At 58.4% G+C, this 23,515-nt stretch carries 19 protein-coding genes; 7 read left to right on the forward strand and 12 right to left on the reverse strand.

Annotated features, from left to right (window positions below):
• Positions 1-113 precede the first annotated feature (113 nt).
• Complete coding sequence (locus LAP85_09140; GenBank protein MBZ5496555.1) at positions 114-1,499, reverse strand: dipeptidase; 1,386 nt, start codon at positions 1,497-1,499, stop codon at positions 114-116.
• Positions 1,500-1,846: 347 nt separating this feature from the next.
• Here LAP85_09140 and LAP85_09145 point away from each other — a divergent pair, with 347 nt between their 5' ends.
• From LAP85_09145 to LAP85_09165, 5 genes are all read left to right on the forward strand, one after another.
• Positions 1,847-2,704, forward strand: coding sequence for a redoxin domain-containing protein (locus LAP85_09145; GenBank protein MBZ5496556.1), 858 nt, complete (start codon positions 1,847-1,849; stop codon positions 2,702-2,704).
• 16 nt (positions 2,705-2,720) lie between these two features.
• Positions 2,721-3,680, forward strand: coding sequence for a hypothetical protein (locus LAP85_09150; GenBank protein MBZ5496557.1), 960 nt, complete (start codon positions 2,721-2,723; stop codon positions 3,678-3,680).
• Between the two features lie 188 nt (positions 3,681-3,868).
• Positions 3,869-6,253: a molybdopterin-dependent oxidoreductase gene (locus LAP85_09155; protein ID MBZ5496558.1), complete on the forward strand. Its 2,385-nt coding sequence runs from the start codon at positions 3,869-3,871 to the stop codon at positions 6,251-6,253.
• Positions 6,254-6,263: 10 nt separating this feature from the next.
• Positions 6,264-6,881, forward strand: a complete 618-nt coding sequence (locus LAP85_09160) for a 4Fe-4S binding protein (GenBank protein MBZ5496559.1) — start codon at positions 6,264-6,266, stop codon at positions 6,879-6,881.
• A 79-nt stretch (positions 6,882-6,960) separates the two neighbouring features.
• A complete protein-coding gene (locus LAP85_09165) occupies positions 6,961-8,148 on the forward strand; it encodes a redoxin family protein (GenBank protein MBZ5496560.1) in 1,188 nt (395 codons plus the stop codon).
• A gap of 50 nt (positions 8,149-8,198) precedes the next feature.
• Here the strand turns inward: LAP85_09165 and LAP85_09170 are convergent, their stop codons facing one another.
• From LAP85_09170 to LAP85_09185, 4 genes are all read right to left on the reverse strand, one after another.
• Entirely contained in the window at positions 8,199-9,455 is a 1,257-nt protein-coding gene (locus LAP85_09170; GenBank protein ID MBZ5496561.1) for an ABC transporter permease, read from the reverse strand.
• On the reverse strand, positions 9,452-10,696 hold the full coding sequence (locus LAP85_09175) for an ABC transporter permease (protein ID MBZ5496562.1): 1,245 nt from the start codon (positions 10,694-10,696) through the stop codon (positions 9,452-9,454). The genes LAP85_09170 and LAP85_09175 overlap by 4 nt, the downstream gene beginning before the upstream one ends.
• Before the next feature lie 107 nt (positions 10,697-10,803).
• Positions 10,804-12,045 carry an efflux RND transporter periplasmic adaptor subunit gene (locus LAP85_09180; GenBank protein MBZ5496563.1) on the reverse strand — a complete coding sequence of 414 codons (1,242 nt, stop codon included), beginning with the start codon at positions 12,043-12,045 and terminating at the stop codon, positions 10,804-10,806.
• Between the two features lie 475 nt (positions 12,046-12,520).
• Positions 12,521-13,369 carry a DUF4097 domain-containing protein gene (locus LAP85_09185; protein MBZ5496564.1) on the reverse strand — a complete coding sequence of 283 codons (849 nt, stop codon included), beginning with the start codon at positions 13,367-13,369 and terminating at the stop codon, positions 12,521-12,523.
• Positions 13,370-13,654: 285 nt separating this feature from the next.
• On the opposite strand from LAP85_09185, the gene LAP85_09190 reads away from it, so the two are divergent.
• A complete protein-coding gene (locus LAP85_09190; protein MBZ5496565.1) occupies positions 13,655-14,107 on the forward strand; it encodes a ferritin family protein in 453 nt (150 codons plus the stop codon).
• A 174-nt stretch (positions 14,108-14,281) separates the two neighbouring features.
• On the opposite strand, the gene LAP85_09195 is transcribed toward LAP85_09190, so the two are convergent.
• From LAP85_09195 to LAP85_09225, 7 genes are all read right to left on the reverse strand, one after another.
• Positions 14,282-15,169, reverse strand: coding sequence for a DMT family transporter (locus LAP85_09195; protein MBZ5496566.1), 888 nt, complete (start codon positions 15,167-15,169; stop codon positions 14,282-14,284).
• Between the two features lie 232 nt (positions 15,170-15,401).
• Positions 15,402-16,649 carry a glycine C-acetyltransferase gene (gene kbl / locus LAP85_09200; protein ID MBZ5496567.1) on the reverse strand — a complete coding sequence of 416 codons (1,248 nt, stop codon included), beginning with the start codon at positions 16,647-16,649 and terminating at the stop codon, positions 15,402-15,404.
• Positions 16,650-16,783: 134 nt separating this feature from the next.
• Positions 16,784-17,035, reverse strand: a complete 252-nt coding sequence (locus LAP85_09205; protein ID MBZ5496568.1) for an acyl carrier protein — start codon at positions 17,033-17,035, stop codon at positions 16,784-16,786.
• Positions 17,036-17,157: 122 nt separating this feature from the next.
• Positions 17,158-18,864, reverse strand: coding sequence for an acetate--CoA ligase (gene acsA, locus LAP85_09210; GenBank protein MBZ5496569.1), 1,707 nt, complete (start codon positions 18,862-18,864; stop codon positions 17,158-17,160).
• Positions 18,865-18,887: 23 nt separating this feature from the next.
• A complete protein-coding gene (locus LAP85_09215; GenBank protein MBZ5496570.1) occupies positions 18,888-19,265 on the reverse strand; it encodes a holo-ACP synthase in 378 nt (125 codons plus the stop codon).
• Between the two features lie 537 nt (positions 19,266-19,802).
• Positions 19,803-21,167 (reverse strand): sigma-54 dependent transcriptional regulator, encoded by a 1,365-nt coding sequence (locus LAP85_09220; GenBank protein MBZ5496571.1) that lies wholly within the window; start codon positions 21,165-21,167, stop codon positions 19,803-19,805.
• A complete protein-coding gene (locus tag LAP85_09225) occupies positions 21,160-22,557 on the reverse strand; it encodes a PAS domain-containing protein (GenBank protein MBZ5496572.1) in 1,398 nt (465 codons plus the stop codon). The genes LAP85_09220 and LAP85_09225 overlap by 8 nt, the downstream gene beginning before the upstream one ends.
• A 336-nt stretch (positions 22,558-22,893) precedes the next feature.
• Between LAP85_09225 and LAP85_09230 the strand changes: the two genes are divergently transcribed.
• Positions 22,894-23,508, forward strand: coding sequence for a DUF4398 domain-containing protein (locus LAP85_09230; GenBank protein MBZ5496573.1), 615 nt, complete (start codon positions 22,894-22,896; stop codon positions 23,506-23,508).
• The last annotated feature ends 7 nt before the right edge of the window (positions 23,509-23,515 follow it).

The raw sequence follows: 23,515 nt of genomic DNA on the forward strand, positions 1-23,515 counted from the left end.
ACCACATCCTAACACCCACACATAGTCTGCGGGAGCTTCTATAGTCAGTCAATCCGTCGCCGGGCTTCCAGGAGCTCACTGCTGTCTTCCGGATGCGTCCAGTGAACCCCTCCTTATGCACACGGGCGGTTCCAGAAGGCCGGCAGCTCATTGTAGAAGTGCGCCACCGTTTTGATGCCGCCGAAGAAGTTGTCGAGATTGATGAACTCGTTCGGAGCGTGAGCGTTCTCGTCCGGCAAACCGAATCCAAGCAGCACGGAATCAATGCCGAGCAGCCTCTTGAAATCCACCACAATGGGGATGGAGCCTCCTTCCCGCTGATAGAGCGGCTTTTTGCCGAATCCTTTTTCCAGGGCCGCAACCGCCGCGCGCACGCCCGGGCTGTCCACCGGCGTAATCGCCGGCTCCCCGCCGTGAAGATTGCGCACTTTCACAGTGACGGTCTTAGGTGCGATGGACTTAAGATGTTTTTCGAACAGCTTCGCAATCTTCGCCGCCGACTGATCCGGCACAAGCCTCATGGAGATCTTCGCCAAGGCTTTCGATGGCAGTACGGTCTTTGCCCCTTCGCCCGTGTAACCGCCCCAGATGCCGTTGCATTCGAGAGTCGGCCGGGCCCAGAGCCGTTCGAGAGTGGTAAACCCTTTCTCACCGTAAAGCTCCTTCAATCCGAGCGATTTCGCATACTTCCTGTCACTCCAGGGAAGCTTCTTGAAGGCTGAGCGCTCCTCTTTCGTCAGCGGACGAACGTCGTCATACATTCCTTTGATCGTGATACGCCCATTTTTGTTGTGCAACGATGCGATCATCTCGGCCAGCGCCTGGATTGGATTATGAACGGAGCCGCCGAACGAACCGGAGTGCAGATCGCCGTTGGGTCCGGTCACTTCCACTTCCATATACGCCAAACCGCGCAGGGCATATGTGACCGATGGGACGCCCTTCGCAAACATTCCCGAGTCGGAGATGAGAATGACATCCGCCGTGAGCATCTCCTTCTGCTGCGAAACGAACGCGCCCAGGTGCTCGCTGCCGATTTCCTCTTCGCCTTCAAAAATGATCTTGATATTCACGGGCAGCGCGCCGCCGTCTTTCAGGAAGGCTTCGATTGCCTTGAGGTGGATGAAGATTTGCCCTTTATCGTCAGCCGCACCGCGCGCGTAAAGATTTTCCCCACGCACCGTCGCTTCGAATGGGGGCGATTCCCATTTGTCCACCGGATCTTCCGGTTGCACGTCGTAGTGCCCGTAAAGAAGAATGGTCGGCTTGCCGGGCGCGCCCAGCCAGTCCGCATACACAACCGGATGTCCTTCGGTCTCCAGAATCTTTGCGTTGTGCAATCCTATGCGTGTCATGTGGTTCTCGAGCCACTGCGCGGCGCGAATCATTTCCGGTTTGCGGTCGCTCTGCGAACTCACACTGGGAATGGCGAGCAGTTCTTTTAACTCACTGAGATACCGTTCGCGATTGGATTCAATAATCGAGAGGATGGTTTCCATGGGTCTGTCCTTTCCGATTGAGTACTGGCAAGACTTCTGAAAGGAATATAGTCAGGGGGTAGTGGAAATGCAAGGAGGGAGCGCCGCAACCTGCGCCCATCGAGGTTCTGCCTCCTCCTTGAGGCGGACACCCCTGAACGGGACGCTCGCGAATCTTCCCCTGCTTTCTGCTTGAAACGGTCCCGTCTTGGGCTGATCATTTGCCGATCGGCGTCTTTTTGATTACCGTCGCCTGGTATGCAGCACGGTTTCTTAAATTGTCCCTGTATCCATGCAGCGTTCCAACGCGCTCCGGGGGAAATGGCACGGGTGGGGGATCGGTCTTCGATTGAAGAAGGAGCACGCCTATGAATTCAACTCCTGAACCTGCAGACGCCACGCCGCCCGCCTCCTCGTCCAAGGGTCTGGCCGTTGGCAGTCTGATACTAGGCATTTTCGCTTGCGTGCTGAGTTTGGTGGTCATAGGTGCGTTATTTGGGTTGGCCGGCTTAATTCTGGGCTTCTCTCATGTCCGGCTAAAGCGCGGGGCGAACAGGATGGCGTGGGCAGGAATCAGCCTTTCCATCGTGAGCATTGTGGCCAGTGCCGCCATGGGGGCTGTCTTCTTCAACCTGATCCGGCAACTGCCGCTCAACGGTTCGTTGAGCGGCAGTTCATTTTCAGAATGGCAGGGGGTCTCAGCGCCGGACATCTCCGTCGCCACACTCGACGGCAAGGTGATCAGGCTGAGCCAATTCCAGGGGAAAAGGGTCGTGCTCGATTTCTGGGCGACCTGGTGCGGGCCGTGCGTAGGAGAGATCCCAGATTTCATCAAGCTTTACAATGAGACCCCTCGTGACGAGCTGGAAATCATCGGCATCAGCCGCGAGGATGAGGCGACGCTACAATCGTTTGTCAAAGACAAGGGTGTAAATTACTCCATCGGCACTGCCAGGGATTTGCCTTCGCCATACAAAGACGTGCTCTTCATCCCGACCACGTTTTTTATTGACCGGAAAGGCGTGATTCAGTCGGTCTTCGTCGGCTCACATGGTTTCAATCAATTGAAGGGAAATGCGCTGGGCAAAGATTTTGAAGGTGAACCGAAACCGGCGCCGTCCAGGCTATTGTCATTCGTGAAACCGGCGGCACTGTGTTCGATGCCGACGGTGGCCTGCTTGACCGGCGCGGTCCGCATGGTTCTGCGGCAGAATCCAGTCAGATGAAATCAGGGAGACCATAATGAGCGGATCACCCACCCTTCCCCCATCGGTTGAGTTCAAAGACCGGCGCACCGGACTCATTGCGTATGGCTGGCTGGAGATTGTGCTCGGAGGCCTGTGCGCATTGATGGTGCCTCTGCTGTTTTTCGCACTCACCCTGGTCCCGCCAACGTCCGGAGGCCCGGACTCGCGAGTGACGGGTGTTGCGGCGATGGCCTACGGTGTTCTAGCCGCGGCTCTGGTGTGGCTAGGCATTGGCTCCATTCTCTGCCGCCGTTGGGCGCGAGCGCTGTTGCTGATCCTGTCATGGGGTTGGTTCCTGGCGGGCATTCTGGCTTTGGGATTCTACGCCGTGTTCGCAGGCGCACTCTTCAGCAGGGATGCGGGCAATCCGCTGGGGCTGCTCGCTTTGACCATAGGCATAATCTTCATAGCGATCTTCTTTGTCGCCCTGCCTGGAGCCATGGTGCTCTTTTATCAGAGTCACAATGTGAAGGCAACGTGCGAGGCGCGCGACCCCGTGGTGCGCTGGACCGATACCTGCCCGCTGCCGGTCCTTGCCAGCTCGCTGTGGCTTGGCCTTGGCTCCCTCTGCCTGATGGTCATGCCTTTGCTCTACCGCAGTGTCGTGCCCTGGTTCGGCTCCCTGCTTTCCGGCGCCCCGGCCACCCTGATTCTCCTGGTCTGTGCGGTGTTTGGGCTGTACCTGGCATGGGCGACTTACCGGCGACAACTTGCCGCCTGGTGGGCTGCACTCGTCGCATTTGCGCTGCTGACCGCGTCTGCCGTAATCACCTTCATGAGGGTCGATCTGATGGAGGTCTATCGACAACTGGGCTATCCGGAGGATCAAATCGAGCAGATCCGCAATTTCGGCCTTTTCACCGGCAAGGCAATGGCGTGGTGGACGGGACTTTTTTTCGTCATGTTCCTTATCTACCTGCTATGGATCAAAAAGTATTTTGACCGCCGCGTCTGACGTCCCGTCCGCACCGGCGCGCGCCTCCGCGTCCGGATCCAAGCAGGAGAGTCTCGTCAGGCATCTGCGATGCCTTTTTGCCGGTTTCATGATAGGATCGGGCGTCCTGAGCGTGGGCGCCCTGGACCTCGCAAACTATCGACTGGTAGGTCCCGGATTCGACTCCCGGGCTCATCAGACACTGCAAAATGGGAAGCTTGATCACATCCAATCCCTTGAGCCGGCGTTGTTTCCTCAAGTGGAGCTCGCTGCTGGGATCTTCTTTTTTTTCTATCTTTCCCCTCGGGAGGCGCCCTTCCTCGATCGATCCGATTCAAGATACCGCCTCGGGAGAGCGCATCATCCGCGTGGGCTGTCCTTCGCACAACTGCGGGGGCCGCTGCCTACTGAAAGTTTATGTCCAGGATGGAGTCATTTACAGAATCGAAAGCGATGACCGGCCCGCAGACAACCTGGAGGACCCGCAGCTCCGGGCCTGCATCCGCGGACGCGCCTACCGGCACCGTCAGTATCATCGTGACCGCCTGCAATACCCCATGAAACGGACCGGAACGCGAGGCGAAGGTAAGTTTGAACGCATCACCTGGGAGCAGGCGCTGGATAAGGTGGCCGGCGAACTGGCCCGGGTCAAGAAGACCTATGGGAATTCGGCAATGCTGGTTCCTTATGGGACGGGAAGCTACAGTCAGATCAACGGCCGCCAAACCGCGCAGCGTTTGTTGAATCTCTACGGCGGCTCTCTCGGCCAGTACAACAGCTATTCCTGGGCCTGCATCTCGAGCGTGACGTCGACGGTTTATGGAACCGATACCACAGGGAACCAGCGCCAGGACTGGGTAAACTCCAAATACATCCTGATGTGGAGCTGGAACCCCTCGGAGATGCGCGACGGCACCAACACGGAGTTCTTCGTCCGGAAGGCCCGGGAGAAGGGAGCCCGCGTTGTTTGCATTGATCCGCGCATGACCCTGAGTGCGGTGGCCCTGGCCGATGAATGGATTCCCATCCGGCCGGGCACGGACGTCGCCATGATGTCGGCCATGACGTACGTAATGATCAAGGAAGGCCTTTATGACTCTGAGTTCGTGAAGGCCTGTTGCATCGGGTTCGACGAGACTCAGATGCCGGCCGCCGCCAAGGGGGAGGAGAGCTATAAAGATTACATCCTGGGTACGCGCGATAAGATCCCAAAAACGCCGGAATGGGCCGAGGCCATCACGGGCGTACCACGGGCAACGATCGCGCGCATTGCGAAGGAATACGCCACTCAAAAACCCGGTGTTCTCTACCAAGGATATGGCATGCAGAGGCGGGCGTACGGCGAACAGGTGGTCCGGGCCGGCTGCGTGCTGGCTGCCATCACCGGCAATGTCGGCGTCCCCGGCGGCTGGGCCGGAGGCATGGCCTTACAGGCTCAGGACGGCGGGCCGCTCTGGAACGTTTTTCCCACGGGACCCAACCCGGTGAAAGCCAGCATTCCGTCCTTTCTCTGGACCGAGGCTGTCCTGCGCGGAAAGGACATGGGGCCGGATCTGGGCGTCAGGGGCGTGGACAAGCTGGATAACAACATCAAGCTGATTTATGCCGTAGCCTCGAATCTGTTGGCCAACCAGCACAGCAATCTCAATCGCACCGGGAAAATTCTCCAGGACGAACGCCTCGTCGAGTTTCTGGTGGTACAGGACAATTTCCTGACCCCCAGCGCGCGCTTCGCGGACATCCTCCTTCCGGCCTGCACCCAGTTTGAGACCTGGGGTGTTGAGGACGGATGGAAGTACGGGGACGAAGTGATCCTCATGCCCAAGATCGTGGATCCGCCCTTTGAAACCAAGAGTGACTACAAGATCTGTTCGGAGGTTGCGCAGCGCCTGGGGATTGGTCAGGACTATACCCAGGGGCGGAGCGAGCGCGATTGGGTGGAGTGGTCGTTGGGACAACTCCGGAAAGCTCGCTTTCCGAAGCTCCCCGGTCTTGCGGAATTCGAGAAGAGCAATGCCGGCGTCTATTCCGTGCCTGTCACGAAGCCTGCCGTAGCCTTAGCCGATTTCCGTAACAACCCCGCGAAATATCCTTTGCGTACCCCGTCAGGCAAGATCGAGATCTTTTCTCAAAAGCTCCAGGCCGCCAACAAGCCGAAGGAAGTTCCTCCCGTCCCCAAATACATCCAGGAATGGGAAAGCCCCTTCGGCCCGGAAGCGAAGAAGTATCCCCTCCAGGCGGTGGGCCATCATACCCTGGCCCGAATCCATTCGACCCTTGCCAGGGTGGATTGGCTGGAGGAGGCCTTCCCGCAGAGGATTTTTCTCAATCCGATCGATGCAGCCGCCCGAGGCATACAGAATGCCGACGAGGTCCGGGTTTTCAACGACCGTGGCGAGATGCGGATCCTGTGCCGCGTAACCCGGCGAATCATGCCCGGGGTCGTCGCCATTCCTCAAGGAGCGTGGTGGACGCCGGATGAAAAGGGGATCGACCGCGGTGGATCGGTCAACGTCCTGACTTCGGAGCGGTGGACTCCGTACGCGTTCGGCAACGCCCAGCACACGATCATGGTCGAGGTAAAGAAAGTCTGAGGAGCGGGTTGTGGTGAACCAATACGCTTTTTTTGTCAACTCGGATGCGTGCTCGGGATGCAAGACTTGCCAGGTTGCCTGCAATGACAAGCATGACCTCCCGGTGGGCCAGCACTGGAGAAGAGTTTATGAAATCACGGCGGGAAGCTGGCAAAAGACCGAGGGCGCCTGGATTTCCACGGTAGTCGCTTACAATCTCTCCATGTCCTGCGTCCATTGCCTGGACCCCGTGTGCCTGACGAGCTGTCCATCAAATGTCATCTGGAAGAGGGATGACGGGATCGTTCTCATTGATGACAGCCGCTGCTCGCGTTGCCGCCGCTGCGAATCCGCCTGCCCCTACGGCGCCATCCGCTACGATCCTTCCACCGATTCACTACGGAAATGTCACCTCTGTGTGGACTACCTCGATTCCGGATTGGCTCCCGCATGCGTGGTTGCCTGCCCGAACCGGGCATTGGATTTCGGCGATTATGATGAGTTGAGGAGAAAATATGGAACCGTAGGCGGGGTCTTTCCTTTGCCGGATCCGGCGATCGCCGGACCCGCCCTCATCATCAAGCCCCACCGGAACGCCGCCCTCGCTCAGAGCCGCGACCCGGAAATAGCCAATTGGGGCGAACTCTGATCCGGACAGCGAAAAAGAACCGCGAAACACGCGGCCTAACATAGCCGCAACCCAAACAGATATTAACCCGAGGAACCCGATGAAATTTGCCGCCGCCTTTCTTGCCTTATCGATGCCGCTTTTTCCGCAAGCCTTGCCCGACGCCAAGGACCTGCTGAATCAAAGCGGGACCGCACTCAACAAGTTACACAGCTACCAATATGAATCGCAAATGGCCATGGAAATGAGCGTCGCGGGAACCCCCGTCAACGTGACTCTGACGAGTTCCGCGGCCGCGGTCAATCCCGACAAGAGAAGAGTAGAGACGAAATCCCAAATGGGCGGAGCCACGCTCGTGGCCGACGGCGCCTACACCTGGTTTTACAGTTCCGCCTTGAATCAATATGTGAAGAAGGCGGCACTGCAAACACCGCAGTCCATGCTGGCGAGCCTGGGGATGGGCGACCTGCCGGATCCCGGGCAGATCTTCAAGGACCTGAAGACGGTTCGTGACGAACCGCTCGAAATCAACGGCCAAAAATTTGACTGCTGGGTGCTGGAATCCAGAATCGACAGGTTCGCGATGCCGCAAGCGCAGGGCATCGAGTTGACCGACGGAACTGCACGGTTCTGGATCGCCAAGGATCTGAAAATCACGCTGCAGATGACCTTGTCTGGCAAGCTCCAGGGAGGGCCGATCCCGGGGGCGGTGGAAATGCAGCAGAAGATGACCATGTTGTCCCTGAAGGTCAATGTGGATCTGCCCGATGCGCTCTTCCGGTTCACTCCGCCGGAGGGGGCCAAGGAAGTGTCCGAGTTTGCCGCTCCCGGGCTCACCAAACCCGACCTGACGGGGAAGCCCGCACCCGCATTCCGCCTCCAAGCGCTCGAGGGCAAGGCATACGATCTTGCCGAATTGAAAGGGAAGATCGTCCTTCTTGACTTCTGGGCTACCTGGTGTGGCCCGTGCCGCACAGACATGCCGGATCTGGACAAGCTGCAGCAGGAATACGGCGGCAGCGGTCTCGTTGTGCTGGGCCTTAATGTTGGTGAAGATCGCGAAACTGTGGAAAGCTATATCAAGAAATCCGGGGTCTCTTATCCGATGGCCCTGACCAACGGCACCAGCGTGGTTTCCGCCTACAAGATCAGCGCGTTTCCCACCTACGTGCTCATCGGGCGCGACGGAGCGGTCTTGGATATCCAGATCGGCAGCAGCGGGCCGGAGGCTCTCCGGAGCATGCTGGCGAAAGCCGGGCTCAAGCCGGGCGAGGGAAAAGACCGATAGGTTGACTTGAAGAGCTGATTGATGTTGTCCTTATTGAATGGGACGAGAGTTTACTCCATTCTGAGAGCTTCGACCGGGTCGAGCCGGGACGCCTTGACCGCGGGCCAGGTACCCGACAGCAGTCCGATAATTCCGAAGGTGATGAACGCGGTCAGGAACACGCGGGCATTCACGAGCAGGTAGATGTCACCTTGCCGGCTCTTGTCCTCGAATAATTCGCTCAGGAAGGGAATGGCGCCGATCCAGTTGGCGAGCAGGATGGCGAGGAGGTAACCGAGGATGCCACCGATGATCGACAGCGCCAGTGCCTCCCCGAGGAACTGGACACGGATGTGACGCTTGCGGGCGCCGAGGGCCTTGAGCACGCCGATTTCGTGCGTCCGCTCCTGCACGCAGAAGAGCATGATGTTCATGATGCCGACGCCGGCGACCGCCAGCGTGAGCAGTCCGATGACATTGAGCAGCCCCTTGGTTGCTACGTTCAAGCCGTTGATGATGGAAAACCCCTCGCTGAATCGATCCATGATCAGGGCCTTTTCATCGGCAGGATTGAACTTGTGGATCTCTCCGAGGACCCGGCGAACCTGCCGCACTGCGGCGTCCTCCATTCTGCCGCTGACAGGCTGGAACACCAGCACACTGTTGTATCGAATATCCCGCATGGTGCCCATGACGTTGACTGGGATGAGCGCACAGTAGTCATCCTGGGTGAAGTAGTTCGAGATGGCGATCTTCTTCTTGAGCACTCCAACGACGGTAAATCGCACTCCCTCAATGAAGACATCCTGGTCGAGTGCCGGAGCCTGGCTGAAGAGCTTCTTTTTGAGGTCATACCCCAGCACGACCACCCGGCGCGCGTAGGCAATGTCCTCGGCGTTGAGGAAGCGCCCCTCGCCCATGAACATCCCGCGAACGACGCCGTATTCATCGTTCACGGCCCGGATGCCCGCGCTCGTCATCCGGTCGCCCCAGCGCAACTGCATCTCATTGTAGACCTCAGGGCTGGCGCGCTTCACGAGGGTGCAGCGTTGCCGGATCATTTCGACGTCCTGCGGCTCGGTGCGGATCACGCGACCTGCGCGCGCACCCCCGGCCTGCATCGAGGTCTGGCCGTTCCAGATGACGACGACGTTGTCGCCGAAATAGCTGAGTCCCAGCAGCATCGCCTTCTGAAAACCGTCGCCGTAGGCCATGAGGAGGATAAACGAGGCGATGCCCCAGGTGATGCCGAGAACGGTCATCATCGATCGTTTGCGGTATGCAACCAGGTTTTCCAATACGCGCTTGAAGATCTCGACGACCATCACTCGTACCTCAGAGCTTCGATCGGATCCACTACGGATGCCATGAAGGCCGGATAGATGCTCGACAGCATGCCGACCAGGGTCAGGAAGCCGAACGCAATCCAGCCGACAGCGGGAGTGACGATCATGCCGGCGAAGAAGTCGATCTTGGGCAGCTGATTGATCAGCGCGCACAGTCCCCACCCAAGCAGCACCCCTGCCAGCCCGGCCATGAACGTCAGCGTCATGGACTCGGCGAAAAACTGCATCAGGATGCGGCGTGTCGTGGCGCCGACGGCCTTGCAGATCCCGATCTCGTGGGTCCGTTCGCCGACAGAGAGCAGCATGATGTTCATCACTCCGACACCGCCGAGAATCAGGGTCACAACCGCCATGGCGCCGAGGAACACCTTGAGCGAGGCGAAGAGCTTGTATATCAGTTTCGCTTCCGTGACCGTGTTCCAGATCTGCAGCGCGTCTTTATCGAGGTAATCGAAGCCCTTTTCCTTCGCCAGAACCTGCCGGACCTGCAGTTCGGCCGCCTCTCCGATCTCCTCGCTGCGCGGCTGCAGGATCATGTTGGAAAGCTGATACTTCCCGTCGACCGCTTTGGGCAACGGGAAGTCGCGGGTGATCGTGTAGAAAGGGACGAAAATCATCTTCTGATCGGGGCCGCTGTAATTCGAGTTCTGGTCCTTATGGACCAGCTCCCCGATGACCAGGTAAGGCAACTCGCCGATCACGACGGTCTGGCCCACGGCGTTTACCTTGTCGAACAGCTGTCCTTTGACCTCTTCGCCGAGGATGCAGACACGCAGGGCGTTTGCATTGTCGCCCTCGTTGATCTGCCGCCCGCCGGGTTTCACCTCGATCGTGCGCATCTGCATGTAGTCGGGGAAGACGCCGTGCGTGCCGAAGGTGCCGTTATTGATGTTGGAACGCACCGCCAGAGATCGTTGGACCTCGGGACTCGAACGTTGGAGGTAGACGGCACGCTCCTTTACCGTCATGTAGTCGTTCAGGGTGAGGCGGATGTCCTTTCCGGCGCGGACGCCATCGATCCCTTTGCTGGTCAAGCCGCCCCAGACAATAATGATGTTCTGGCCGAGCGCGCGCGCCTTCTGCTTCTGTGCGACCCACATCCCTTCGCCCAGCGCCGTCATGAGAATCAGGCACACGAGCCCCCACGCGATCCCGAACATCGTCAGGAACGAGCGCGTCTTGTTGGTCTTCAGATTCAACCACGTCTGTAACAGCAGGTCCATGCGTTCCCCCTGTCAGGCCTGCCAAATTGAGTTTTTGCGGAAGCGGTCTTCCAGACCGGATCTGACAATGCGAAAACCGGAATCGGAAGGCCTCACAGCAACCCGACTTACTGGAGCACCACGCGGTCGCCGAGCTTCAGTCCCGAGAGCAACTCGGTTCGGGCTCCATTGCTCAGCCCCGTTTTGACCGCAATTTGCCGCCGCCCCGTCCTGGTGGCGGGATCCGGCACCTCGACGAAGGTCTCCCGCTTCTCGTTGTAGATGAGCGAACTCTCCGGAATGACGAGCACATTATGGTGCTCTTCGAGCACGATCTCGGCGTTCGCGCTCATGCTGACCTTCAGAAGGTCAAGATCGTTGTTGATCGACACCCGCACCTCGAAGCGCGTCACGTTGTCCTTCTCAACACCCATCGGGGCGATGCGGAAGACCTTCCCCTGAAATCCCCGGTTTTTATAGGCATCGACGGTCACGCGCACCGCCTGGCCCTCCTTTACCAGCCCGATGTCCGTCTCATCCACCTTACCCTTCACGTAGAGCTCCCTCACATCACCCAAGGTCATGATGAGAGTGGCGTTGGATCCCAACTGCAGGATCGAGGACACGGCGTCCCCGACCTCGAGCTCGCGGCTCAGGACCACGCCGTTGATGGGAGAGCGGATGCTGGCATACTTGAGGTTCTCTTCCGCTTGCTCCTGCTGCGCCTGAGCCTGAACCAATTCGGCCCGAACCGTTTCGGTAGTCCGACTGTTTTGTTCGAGCTCAGCCTCCTTCACCTGAACAGCCGCCTGGAGGGATTTGTGGGTGACTTCCGCGGCCTTCATCTTCTGCTCGATGCTGTCGAACTCCGCCTTGGAGACCAGTCCCTGGCCAAAGAGCCCCTGGTATCGTTTGTATTCGGCAACTGAAAAGTCGTAATCCCTGCTTTCGGCCTCGAGCTGCGTTTTGCGGAGGTTGGCCTGAAGGGTTTTCAGCTGGGACTGCATTTCCTCGAGCTTGCTCTCGGCCGCGTTGAGGAAGGCTTTCGCCTGCTTCAATTGGGCTTCCAGCGTCTCCTTATCCAACTCGACAAGGAGCTGCCCTTCGCGCACAGTGTCGCCTGCGTTCACATAAAGGTATTTGATGATTCCACTGGCTTTGGACTTGATCTCCACTTTTGACAACGGCTCGATCTTGCCGGTGGCCACCACCGACTTGGCGATGTTTCCCTGCTCCACCTTGGCCAGCTTCTCGGACGGGATGGTTTTGTCAACCGCGAACAGCGATCCAAAAACCCAGTAGCCGCCCAGAACCACAAGGAGTCCCACGATGGACAGGAATGAAATCGTGAAGATCCGTTTCTTGGCCATGAATTCACCTCCAGGTCTCTATACGCAAATCGATCCGAATAAGTTTGACGCTTTTTGGGGAACATCCTCTCTGCCGCCGGTGCGGGTGAAAGAGGCCGTGAGTGAAATAGAGGATCCGGCTTGCGGGGGCATTTCCCATGCCTGCAAATCCTGCAAATCTTCAGCCAACCCGTAAGTTATTGATGTGCCGACAAATTCTTCCGACGCACCTGTGATTGGCAGTCACAGGTGTGACGGTGCATTCACTCGCGACACTCGACGGTTGAGCCAATGGCCCGCGGACTCGGCCATGGAGATACATGCCAGGTTCAGGGCAGATTTCACCGCCCGCGGGACTCCATCGGCAGGTGGCGGCGTGGAAAAAGGGCCGCGCGCGCTGGCGAACGGCTGGGCGAACAACCCTCAGCCAGTCCAATCGCTTGCGCGCGCAGCCCTGTTCCCCTTTGGTGCGGTACGGGCGAAATCGGGCACTGACTCAAGACCGAACCAGCCGGACATCGCCGGATGCCGTTGATATATTCAGCTTGGTCGCGCCTGAGCCTAGCGTGCCGTATGCTTTCTTCCCATGGCCCTCGAGATCCTCGATGGTGAGGGGAAAATCGGATTGGATGGAGCCGCTGGCAGTGGACATCTGCACCTGGGCATCCAGTTGCGCAGGTGCCTTTACCGTCACGTCGCCGCTGGCGCTGGAAAACTTAAGCTCCCCGCTGCCTTCGATGCGACTCAGTTCCACATCAACATCCCCGCTGGCCGTGTTTGCGCTGACCGTGCCGGCAATTCCCAAAACGGTGACATCGCCGCTGGCCGCGTTGGCCTGCACGTTGCCGTGAACCTGCGAGATTTTCACGTCGCCGCTGGCTGTCTTGGCGATCACACTGCCCACAACCTGGCTTATGGTGATCTCGCCGCTGGCGGTACTCACACCGATCTCACCGCCGACGTTGGTGACGCTGATGTCGCCGCTGGCAGTGGAAAGCTTGTCATACTTGTAGTTGGATCCGCTGGGGACCTGGATGACAAACCGCACACTGGCATCGTAATTGCCGGCGCCGCGCGGGTATTGCGCCCTCAGCGAAACCTGATTGGAGGTGCTGAGATCCTCGACCTGAACCATTTCCTTGTCCCGGCCTTCCCGGTACGCCTGAACCGACACCACCGCGCCGTTATATCCTGTTACGGAGATTTCCCCGGATACGTTGGAAATGCTGATGCTGCCCCCCGCAGGCAACGCGTAGGTCTTCTGGAAATCCTGGCCCCAGGCTGTTGTGACCATCAAACCAGCCAATAGAGCAACCGCCGCCAATCCTATGAGTTTTTTCTTCATGGCCTTCAAACTCCTCTGAAGTTGCTGAAATCCTGCGCACGACCAGTGAGTGATCATCTCCGCCAAAAGGTTTCAGCTCTGACAATAGTTTTGACGGCGCTGTTGGGCATCCGTTAGGATACCTGGTAACTGCGCAGGTCACATGGCGTAGGGCGGTGATGCCGGACTGACGCGGAACATCGTCACACTTCGGCTCGAACCTTGTTCTCTATGAGGCATTGGAATCGCGGAAGAAGTTTGAAAGTGCGGGATACGGATGAGAAATCGCTTCCCGAGGAGGATAAAGTGGAACGCTGGACCTCAATTAACGAAGCGTTGGATTTTGCGATTGGCGAGGAACAAGCTGCCGCCGACTTTTACAGCCGCCTGGCTCGTCAGACAAAAGTGCCCGGAATGAAAGAGGCACTGATGGGCTTCGCTCGAGAGGAGATGAGCCACAAAGCCAAACTTGAATCCATCAGGGAGGGTGCCAGGTTCAGTTTCGCCACCCAGTCGGTGGCAGACCTGAAGATTGCGGAATATGTGGTGGATGTGACGCCGGATCCACAACTCGCCTATAGAGATGCGTTGATCGTGGCGATGAAGAAGGAAAAGGCGGCCTTCAAGCTCTACACGGATCTGGCGGAAAGCATCCCTGATGACGCCCTGAAAACGGCCTTCCTGGCTTTGGCCCAGGAAGAGGCCAGACACAAACTGCGCTTTGAAGTCGAATACGACGACCTGCTGGTCGAGAATTGAGCGCTGTAGCCAGAACTCCTCAACGACGGAAAGCGGTCACAAATGACACGCACCCTCCCGGGCGCCGCCCGGATTATTAGTGAAAATCCAGCCGTCGGGCCCTGTCCCCTTCAACGGGCAAAGTAGTGCGTGGGTTGAAAAACAGGCGCAGCATGTAAGCAGTCACTACCGCAGCTAGCGGCTTCCGGCCGCGTCCCGCGCCGGCTGCATGAGAACCAGGCTCAGCAGAATCATGCCTCCGCCCAGCATCTGCCAATGGTTCATTCGTTCGCTCAGTATGAAATATGCCAGCACCAGGATGCAGGGGAGTTCGGCAATGCTGACGACTGAGGCATGAAAAGCTCCGATTCTTCGAATCGCGGGGTACATCAGGTTCATAGGGATCACGGTCGAAAACAGTGCAAGACCCACGATGAACAACCACTGACCCGGCGTAAACGCCAGGGTAAACCAGTGCCTTGGCGGCAGCACTGCCATCAGCGCCACTGTCGATACCGTGGACGTGAACGTCGTGATTACCAGTGAAGACATATCCCGGGCCAGCTTTTGGCCGTAGAGATTCATGAAAGCATAGGCAACAGCGGCACCCACCGACAGGATCAATCCCAGCCGGTCGACTCTGGCGGCGGCTCCATGGAACGGGTCAACAGCGCACACCACGCCGGCGAACGCCAGAGCCAGGGCCATCAACTCCCAGGTCGCAGCCCGGTGCCTTTCCACTACTATCTGATAGAGGAGGACCAATCCGGGGTAGGCAAACAGGATGATGCTCAGCAGCGACACATCGATACGCTGTGCCGCCCAGAAGTAACAGACCGATATGGCGAAGTTTCCCGCCAGTCCCTGCCAGATCAGCCCGCGCACCTGTTGCCCCTTGAGTCTCGGGAGGCCGCGGGGTATCAGCATCATGGGCCACAGGCACACAACCGCCACCAGGTTCTGCAGGGGCAGCAGTGCCGCCGGCTGCAATCCTGAATGATAGGCCAGTTTGATCAGAATGGCGCTTGCCCCAAAAGAGCATGCCGCCAGAAACATCAATATGATTCCGTAGATGTGAGACATACCTTGCCGGCAGAGCGCGGATGAACGCGGCACGGCGGAGCTGCGTGCATATTTGGCGGGCAAAAGGGGGGCATCCCGCTCTTCCACCGGGAATGGCTATCGACCGCCTGGCGAATGGAAAATCGGGATGCCCCTTTTGCCCCGGAATTCTCTGTGGGATAAAAAAGATCTGACTGTCGGCGGTACGGAGGTGATCGGCGTTTGTCCGCATCCAGCCGTGGTCGGTTCCTGTTTACATCCCGAACTTTTCGATGAGTTCCTTCTTGCCCAGTCCCAGGATTCCGAGTTTGGCGCCCACCTTCTTGAACGCGGCAACGGCCTTGTCGAGGTGATGCTTTTCGTGAGCCGCGGAGAGCTGGGTGCGAATGCGAGCCTGTCCCTTGGGCACCACCGGGAAGAAGAATCCGACAGCGTAAACCCCCTCGGCGAACAGATCGCGGGCGAAATCCTGCGCCAGTTTTGCGTTGTAAAGCATTACGGGCACGATCGGGCTTTCCCCCTCTTTGATGTCAAAACCGGCATCTTTGAGCAGCCCGCGCCAGTACTTGGCATTCCACTCCAGCTTATCGCGGCGTTCCGTGTTGGCGAAGATGAGGTCCATCACTTTTAGAGCTCCGGATACGATGACCGGAGCCACCGTGTTGGAAAACAGGAATGGGCGTGCCCGCTGGCGGCACATCTCCACCAGTTCCCGTCGCCCGCTGACGCAGCCGCCCGATGCACCGCCCAGCCCTTTTCCCAGCGTGGTCGTGATGACGTCGATTCGACCGAACACGCCGCAATGTTCGTGAGTCCCGCGGCCGGTCTTGCCGATGAAGCCGCTGGCGTGGGAATCGTCCAGGAAAACCATCGCGTTGTACTTCTCCGCCAGCGCAACGATCTCGTCCATCTTGGCGAGATCGCCGTCCATGGAGAAGACGCCGTCGGTGATGATCATGCGGAAGCGCTTGTCATGGTGCTCCTGGAGTTTTTCCTCCAGATGCCCCATGTCCGAGTGTTTGAAGCTGTCCTGCATCGCTTTGCACAGGCGCATCCCGTCCACGATGGAGGCGTGAACCAGCCGGTCGGCGATCATGACGTCCTGATCGTTCAGGCACGCCTCGAAGAACCCTCCGTTTGCGTCCATGCAGGACGGGAAGAGCACGGTATCCTCGGTCCCGAGGAACTCGGTCAATTTGTTTTCGAGCTGCCGGTGGATGTCCTGCGTGCCACAGATGAAGCGCACGGACGACATCCCGTAGCCTCGCGTCTCCAGTCCTGCGTGCGCCGCCTTGATGACCTCGGGGTGGCTGGACAACCCGAGGTAGTTGTTGGCGCAAATATTAATGCATTTTCTCACTCCCGAGCCGACCGGAAATTCGACCTCGATTTCCGACGATTGCGGCGAACAGATGTACCGCTCATCCTTGAACAGGCCTGCGGCTCTGATCCCCTGAATCTCGGTCTGATACCAGTTGCGAACTGCATCGTTGAAGGCCATGGTTCTCCTCGATGATAGGGTTTTATATTAATGCGATGCTTACGGGCCCTGCAAACTGCAACTCAACCTTCTGAGGACGGGCGGGCGGGTCTGCACACTGCATTGACGGCGGTGCGCCGTCCTCAGGGACTGCCTTACTTTTTCTGGTACCGTCGCACGAGTGCGACGATGCTCTGGACGGTGTCAAAGGCGACCGGAGTGGCGTCCGCGTCGGGAATCTGGACGTTGCATTTCTTCTCGAGGAACCGCTTCAGCGACACCATCGAAAATGAGTCTACAATCCCGCCTGAGATCAGCGGTGTGGTCTCGGTAACCTCGCGGTCGTCCCCTTCCTCGATGTATTCTCTTACGACATAGTCGCGAACCATTTTGGTAAGTTCATCCATTATCGGCCTCGTCTCCATTCTGCTCGAGCGGCCGGGCCCCTGTTGCAGCACGGCGCGCTGCGATTGTCATTGATTTGCCGATGCCCGGTTCGTCGGCATTCCTGGGCACCGGCACGTTGTCTTCAGTCGTTCATAATGGTGGAAAGATCCCCCACGGGCTCGTTGAATTCCTTGCAGCGCAGGACACGGCGCACGATTTTACCGCTTCGGGTCTTGGGCAGTGCGTCAATGAACTCGATCTCCTGGGGCATTGCCAGTGGCGACAACCGCTTGCGGATGTGATTCATGATCTCCAACTCGAGGTCGTCGGAGGGTTCATAACCGGGCTTGAGCGTCACAAACGCCTTCACCACCTCCATATTGACCGGGTCGGGCTTGGCAACGGCAGCCGATTCAGCGACGGCCGGGTGCTCCAGCAGGGCCGATTCGATCTCAAACGGCCCTACCAGATGCCCGCCCGTGTTGATCACGTCGTCATCCCGTCCCACAAACCAGAAGTACCCGTCTGAATCGATCGACGCCCGGTCGCCACAGAGGTACCAGCCGTTTTTAAACTTAGCCTGAAATCCCAGCTCGTTGTTCCAGTAATAACGGATCTGAGACGGCCAGCCGGGCCGGAGAGCAATCAATCCCGCCGCGCCCGTCTGATTCACCGGCTCGTAGGTCACCGGGTTCAGCACGGTAGCAGTGATCCCGGGGAAGGGCTTTCCCATGGAGCCGGGCTTGATCGGCATGCCGGGGAAGTTGGTAATGACGATACAGCCGGTTTCTGTCTGCCAGAAGGTGTCGTGGAACTCCCTGCCGAACACTTCGCGCGACCAGATTACCGCCTCGGCATTGAGCGGCTCGCCGACACTGCACAGATGGCGCAGGCACGACAAGTCGCGCTGCTTGACGAGCTCGTTCCCCTCTTTCATAAGCAGACGGATCGCTGTCGGCGCCGAATACCAAACTGTGATGCGGTGCTTTTCAATGAACTTGTACCAGCGTTCCGCGCCGAAGCCGGAATCGAGGACCGCCTGGGTGATGCCGTTTGCCCAGGGACCGATGATGCCGTAGGACGTGCCGGTGACCCAACCGGGATCGGCATTGCACCAATAGATGTCGTCCGGCCGCAGGTCGAGTACCCACTTCGCGGTGAGATACTGGGAAATGATGGAATAGTGAACGTGTTGTGCCCCTTTGGGCTGGCCTGTGGTTCCGGAGGTGTAATGAAGAACGGACGGGGTTTCCGCCTTCGTCGGATAGACGGTGAAATTCTCAATCCGCGGCATCTTTCCCATCTGGAAAGATATTTCCCGTTCCTGGAGCGGCGCCTCGCCGGCGTCCACCACGATGATGTGCTGCAGGTCGGGCAGCTGATTGCGGATCTTGCGCACCTTGAGAACGTGCCTTTTCTGGGTGATGATTGCCGTCGTCTGGGCGTTGGCGAGCCGCACGAAGAGCGATTCGTCGCCGAAGGCGGAAAACAGGGGTTGTGCTACGGCGCCTGTTTTCAGGATGCCGAGAAACCCGATATAAAGTTCGGGTACGCGGTCCATGAACAGGCAGACCCGTTCGCCCGCCTGGATTCCCAGCCCGGCGAGGAATTTGGCTATGGTGTTGGAGAGCACACGGATGTCATCGTAGGTGAACCGCTTCTCGTTGCCCTGATGATCTTCCCAGATCAGAGCCGGCTTCTCTGCCAGGCCCATTTTGCAGATGCGGTCGCTGCACATCCAGCCGATGTTGAGGTTGTCGCCCTTCTTATAGCCCAACTCCCGCTCGGAAATAGACCAATCGAAGTTTTTGGTGAGATCCTGATATGAAGGATAATTGCTTTTAGGCATGTCGTATTTTGCTCCGTTGATGTTCAAGCTTCCAGGATGACGATCGCGGCGCTCTGATTGGCATCATGAGTGATGGAGAGTCTGATGCGTCGCACGCCCAAGCGCTCGGATTCCCCTTTCAGGCGGTCGTATAACGTTACCTTGCAGCTGCGGTCACTTCCAGGCCCCACCTCAACTTCACGGAACATCGCCAGATCGGGGACCTGAACGCCCAGGGCTTTCAGGGTGGCCTCCTTGGCTGCAAAACAGGCAGCGTACCGGCGCGCCGGCATCCCGGCAGAGCTGCAGTAGTCAATTTCCCCGGCCGTGAAAATGCCATCCTCCCCCAGCCATTCGCCCTGGGAAAGCTCCCGCGCGATGCGGCTGGTTTCCAGAATATCAATTCCCAAACCCAGAATCACGAGGTGAGAATCCTTCCTCAAATTGCGTTAAACCGGGTGAAACCGCCAATCAATCGGTAGGTTTTATATATGCAGAGTCCCGTGTGGGCAAGGGGGAAATTTGCACCGTAATGGAAGCGGGACAGGGCAGGTGCTCTTTTTGTGCTGCCGTTCCGAAAACAGGTAGTCGCGATCGGTATCGGCATCGGCGTCGCCATCGCAGTCGCAATCGCCATCGGAACCTTTAGCCGGCCAAAGCCGATAGCGATTGCGACTGCGATACCGATACCGCTCCCGAGCCATGACTGAAGAGGCACGGCGATACATTGCCATTTTCACGCGTCCTAGTGTGCGCCCAGGCGCCTGTCGGACTTTCCAACCATACGGTTGAGATTTATTGGATGCGGCCACGCTGTTCCGTTCGCAGCCGATCCTGCCGCTCTGCAATTATTGCAGTGTCGGCCCGCGGATAAACAACATACGATTAAGTGATTGACTTGCTGGGGGTAACACGACATTAGCCTCAACCAATGGATGCAGGTATTGCAGTGGCCGCTGTTACTTCTTGTCGAGCTGGAATCTCCGGATCTTGTAATGAAGGGCGCGCAGGCTGATCCCGAGAGACTGGGCGGCTACGCGGCGGTTGCGGGTAATCCGGGAAAAGACGTTGCGGATCACCGTTTTTTCGATCTCTTCGAGCGGCTGGTCCAGCGGAATCGTGATTTCCGGGCGGCTATCCTGGTCGCGATTGATCGGGCTGGGAAGATCTCGCGGTTCGAGTATGTCGGTGCGTGCCAGCAGTACCATGCGCTCTACGACATTGCGCAACTCCCTCACATTTCCCGGCCAGGTGTGGTGGAGCATCAGATCCATGGTGCGGTCCGCGATCCTCTTCAGCTCCTTTTGATGGAGCCGGCAGAATTCCTCCAGGAAGGCCTGCACCAACACGGGAATATCATCCTTCCGGTCGCGCAGGGCCGGCATGGCGATCGGAACGACGTTGAGGCGGTAATAGAGGTCCTCGCGGAAGCGTTTTTCCGCGATCTCGGCGGCCAGTTCCTTGTTAGTTGCGGCGATGAAGCGCACGTCGACCTTTATGACGTTGGTGCCCCCCAGTCTTCTGAGCTCGCGTTCCTGCAGCACGCGCAGCAGGTCCACCTGCGTTTTCGGCGTCATGTCGCCGACCTCGTCGAGGAAGAGCGTGCCGCCGGATGCCATTTCGATGCGCCCCATTTTCATGGCCGCCGCGCCGGTGAAGGCTCCCTTTTCGTAGCCGAACAGTTCGCTCTCGAGCAGAGTGTCCGGCAGTGCGCCGCAATTGAGGGTCACGAACGGCCCGTCGCGGCGGTTGCTGCGGCTGTGGATGGCGCGGGCCACGAGTTCCTTCCCCGTGCCGCTCTCTCCCGAGATGAGCACCGTGGCGTTGGTCGGCGCCACCTCTGAGATGACCTTGAAAATCTGGCGGATCCGGCCGCTGTTGCCGATGATGTTGGAAAACTCCTCTTTGACGCTCAGCCGCCGGCGCAGGCGAAGGTTTTCCATGGAAAGGCGCTGTTTCTCGAGGGCCTTCTCGATCAGCAGCGAAAGGCGGCGGCGATCGACCGGCTTACAGAGGTAGTCGTAGGCCCCGAGTTTCATTGCTTCCACGGCACCCTCGACACTGCCGTAGGCAGTGAGGAGGATCAGCTCGGTTTCGGGGCAGTTCGCGCGGATCCAGCGCAGCAGGGCGAGACCGGAGTCGCCTTCCATGCGCATGTCCGACACGACGACCTGGAAGTGATCGCCGGAGAGTGCTGCGACCGCCTGCTCGACGGAGGCCGCGGTATTTACCTCGTAACCGTCGTCTCCAAGAATGGCGGCCATGGCTTCGCGGATGTTGATTTCATCGTCAACCACCAGGACCTTTGCAGGAAGCTTAGCCATGGGCTGTTGCCTTCCTTTGGTTTGCGGGATCAAGAAGCGGCAGCTCGACCGTGAAGGTCGAGCCTTCACCCGGGACGCTCGCGACGTGGATGCGCCCGTTGTGTTCATGGATCACGCGGTGCACGATCGTCAAGCCGAGACCGGTCCCCCTGGGCCGGGTGGTGAAGAAGGGATCGAACAGCCGCGTCAGTTGCTCCTGCGGGATGCCCACCCCGGTGTCCTGGATGCGCACGACGGCCAGGTCAGCGGCTACGCCCGAGCCTTGCTGCCGGGAAGGTTCGACGCGGATGCGGAGAGCACCGCCGCGAGGCATTGCCTCCAGGCTGTTGATCACGAGGTTGAGGAAAGCCTGCTTGAGCTGGTCCTCGGACCCCACCACGACAGGAGAGCCTTGGATCGAAAGATCGAGCCCGACCTTTCGCGATTGGGCTTGATTTGCCAGCAGGTCGACGATCTGGCGGAATATGACGTCCAGCCGGACCTCCGATGTGGGGGGGTCGCTGGGACGAGCGAAGGAGAGGAAGTTCTCCACAATCCCGGCGAGTCTGGAGATCTCCGACTCGAGGATTTTCATATACCTGCCGGCCTGTTCACCTTCCTGGGCCGAGGGCTTGAGTCCCGCCAGCTTGCGTTCGAGCAGAACCAGATTCAGGTTCATCGCCTCCAGCGGATTGCGGATTTCATGCGCCATGGCGGCCGCCAGCGTTCCCAGCGCAGATAGGCGCTCTGCAGTCCTCATCTGCCGTTCCATGCGCATGACTTCCCGAACGTCGTGCACCAGGAGGAGGGTCCCGGTAGTGCGTTTCTGCGGATCACGGAGGGGCAGGGTCGTTACCCTGATCGGCCAGGGGTCGCCCTGCGTGCCGAGGTCGTGCTCGACTTCCTGCACATAGTCCCTCTGCTTGGTCGCGGCCTTCACTATTTCCCGCAATTGCGGGCGGCTTTGCAGCACTTCCAATATATCCAGGCTCCCGTGGCCGGGAGGAATCTCCGGCAGGAGCCGGCGTGCAGCATCATTTGCCATTGTGAGGAGATCCTTGTCATCGAGCACGACTACCCCGATCTCCAGGCTTTCCAGAATCTGAAACAGCAGGTTCCGGATCCTCTCCCTTGCCGCCGTGTTGCTGCGGTCACGCAGGATCGCCGTGGCGCTGGCCAGCGTCAGCAGGGCGCAGACGGTGTAGATCACCCACAGCGGCACACCATGGGGCTGAACCGGGAATAACTGCGTGCCGAAGTAATTGATCTCGCGCGAGCGGAGCGAGATTTCCCAGTGGAAAAGGAGCAGCAAGAGCCAAAGGAGGGCATTGAAAACGATAAGTAGAGTCCATAGGAAAATCCTGGGCAGGGGACGACTTTCCTTAAGCTTTTGATTCAGTAGTGCCGGCACTCGATCCTCCATAATGTGCCCTTCTTCACAGGTGAATATCAAAACAGGATATCACGAATTCTTTCTGGGATATGCAAAAACTGCAGAGTTATGGGGAACTGCGGCGCTGCCGGAAGTTTGCAAGTCAATGATGCTTGCCCCGTACCGTTCGCGGTATGATTATATAAGTATGGTTGCTACAGTTAGATATGGCCGTGTTGTCTCACACGGGATGTAACAAGACCCTGCTGCCTGCCGACTGGTACAGGAGTTGCTATGGCAGTTACGGGTTAATCCTGTGTGATTGCTAATGTTTTCAACTCTAGAGATTGCCATCTCTAACCTCGAGGAGTAACTATGAACAAGGTAACGATGAGATTGGGTTTGATCGTGGCACTGTCCCTGGCAGCAGCCCTGCTTTTCTTCGCCTGTGCGTCCGCGCCCAAGGAAGAGATTGCTGCCACCCAGACCGCCCTTCAGGCGGCACAGACCGATGATGTTCGAACCTACGCCCCTGACGGCCTCCGTGATGCGACAGACACAATGGCCAAGGCGACGGCAGAAGTACAGGTACAGGACGACAAGTTCGCCCTTTCCCGCGACTACAAGGCGGCTTCGGATCTGCTGAAGCAGGCCAAGGACAAGGCGGCCAAAGCTTTGACGGACGCCCAGACCAACAAAGCCAAGACCAAGGCGGATGCCGAAGCTTTGATTGCTTCTCTGACACCGATGCTCGATGAAGCAAAGAAGGCTCTGGCCACTGCTCCCAAGGGGAAGGACACAAAGGCCGAGTTGGAAGCGATGCAGTCTGATCTGAAGAGCGCCGGGGAAGCCGTGACCGCGGCCAGCCAGGCGATGTCCCAGGAGAAGTTCATGGATGCTCTGGCCCAGGCGAACGCTGCCAAGACTAAGGCAAGCGGAATCATCGACCAGGTCGCCGCTGCCAAAGCGAAGATAAAGGGACGCAAGTAAACCAGTC

The organism is Terriglobia bacterium, from assembly GCA_020072565.1.
Taxonomy (GTDB): Bacteria; Acidobacteriota; UBA6911; order UBA6911; family UBA6911; genus JAFNAG01.

Excerpts from the sequence above, each read along its gene's own strand:
- LAP85_09140 (MBZ5496555.1), bottom strand. The coding sequence starts at position 1,499 with ATGGAAACCATCCTCTCGATTATTGAATCCAATCGCGAACGGTATCTC.
- LAP85_09145 (MBZ5496556.1), top strand. The coding sequence starts at position 1,847 with ATGAATTCAACTCCTGAACCTGCAGACGCCACGCCGCCCGCCTCCTCG.
- LAP85_09150 (MBZ5496557.1), top strand. The coding sequence starts at position 2,721 with ATGAGCGGATCACCCACCCTTCCCCCATCGGTTGAGTTCAAAGACCGG.
- LAP85_09155 (MBZ5496558.1), top strand. The coding sequence starts at position 3,869 with ATGGGAAGCTTGATCACATCCAATCCCTTGAGCCGGCGTTGTTTCCTC.
- LAP85_09165 (MBZ5496560.1), top strand. The coding sequence starts at position 6,961 with ATGAAATTTGCCGCCGCCTTTCTTGCCTTATCGATGCCGCTTTTTCCG.
- LAP85_09175 (MBZ5496562.1), bottom strand. The coding sequence starts at position 10,696 with ATGGACCTGCTGTTACAGACGTGGTTGAATCTGAAGACCAACAAGACG.
- LAP85_09180 (MBZ5496563.1), bottom strand. The coding sequence starts at position 12,045 with ATGGCCAAGAAACGGATCTTCACGATTTCATTCCTGTCCATCGTGGGA.
- LAP85_09185 (MBZ5496564.1), bottom strand. The coding sequence starts at position 13,369 with ATGAAGAAAAAACTCATAGGATTGGCGGCGGTTGCTCTATTGGCTGGT.
- LAP85_09195 (MBZ5496566.1), bottom strand. The coding sequence starts at position 15,169 with ATGTCTCACATCTACGGAATCATATTGATGTTTCTGGCGGCATGCTCT.
- kbl (MBZ5496567.1), bottom strand. The coding sequence starts at position 16,649 with ATGGCCTTCAACGATGCAGTTCGCAACTGGTATCAGACCGAGATTCAG.
- LAP85_09205 (MBZ5496568.1), bottom strand. The coding sequence starts at position 17,035 with ATGGATGAACTTACCAAAATGGTTCGCGACTATGTCGTAAGAGAATAC.
- acsA (MBZ5496569.1), bottom strand. The coding sequence starts at position 18,864 with ATGCCTAAAAGCAATTATCCTTCATATCAGGATCTCACCAAAAACTTC.
- LAP85_09220 (MBZ5496571.1), bottom strand. The coding sequence starts at position 21,167 with ATGGCTAAGCTTCCTGCAAAGGTCCTGGTGGTTGACGATGAAATCAAC.
- LAP85_09230 (MBZ5496573.1), top strand. The coding sequence starts at position 22,894 with ATGAACAAGGTAACGATGAGATTGGGTTTGATCGTGGCACTGTCCCTG.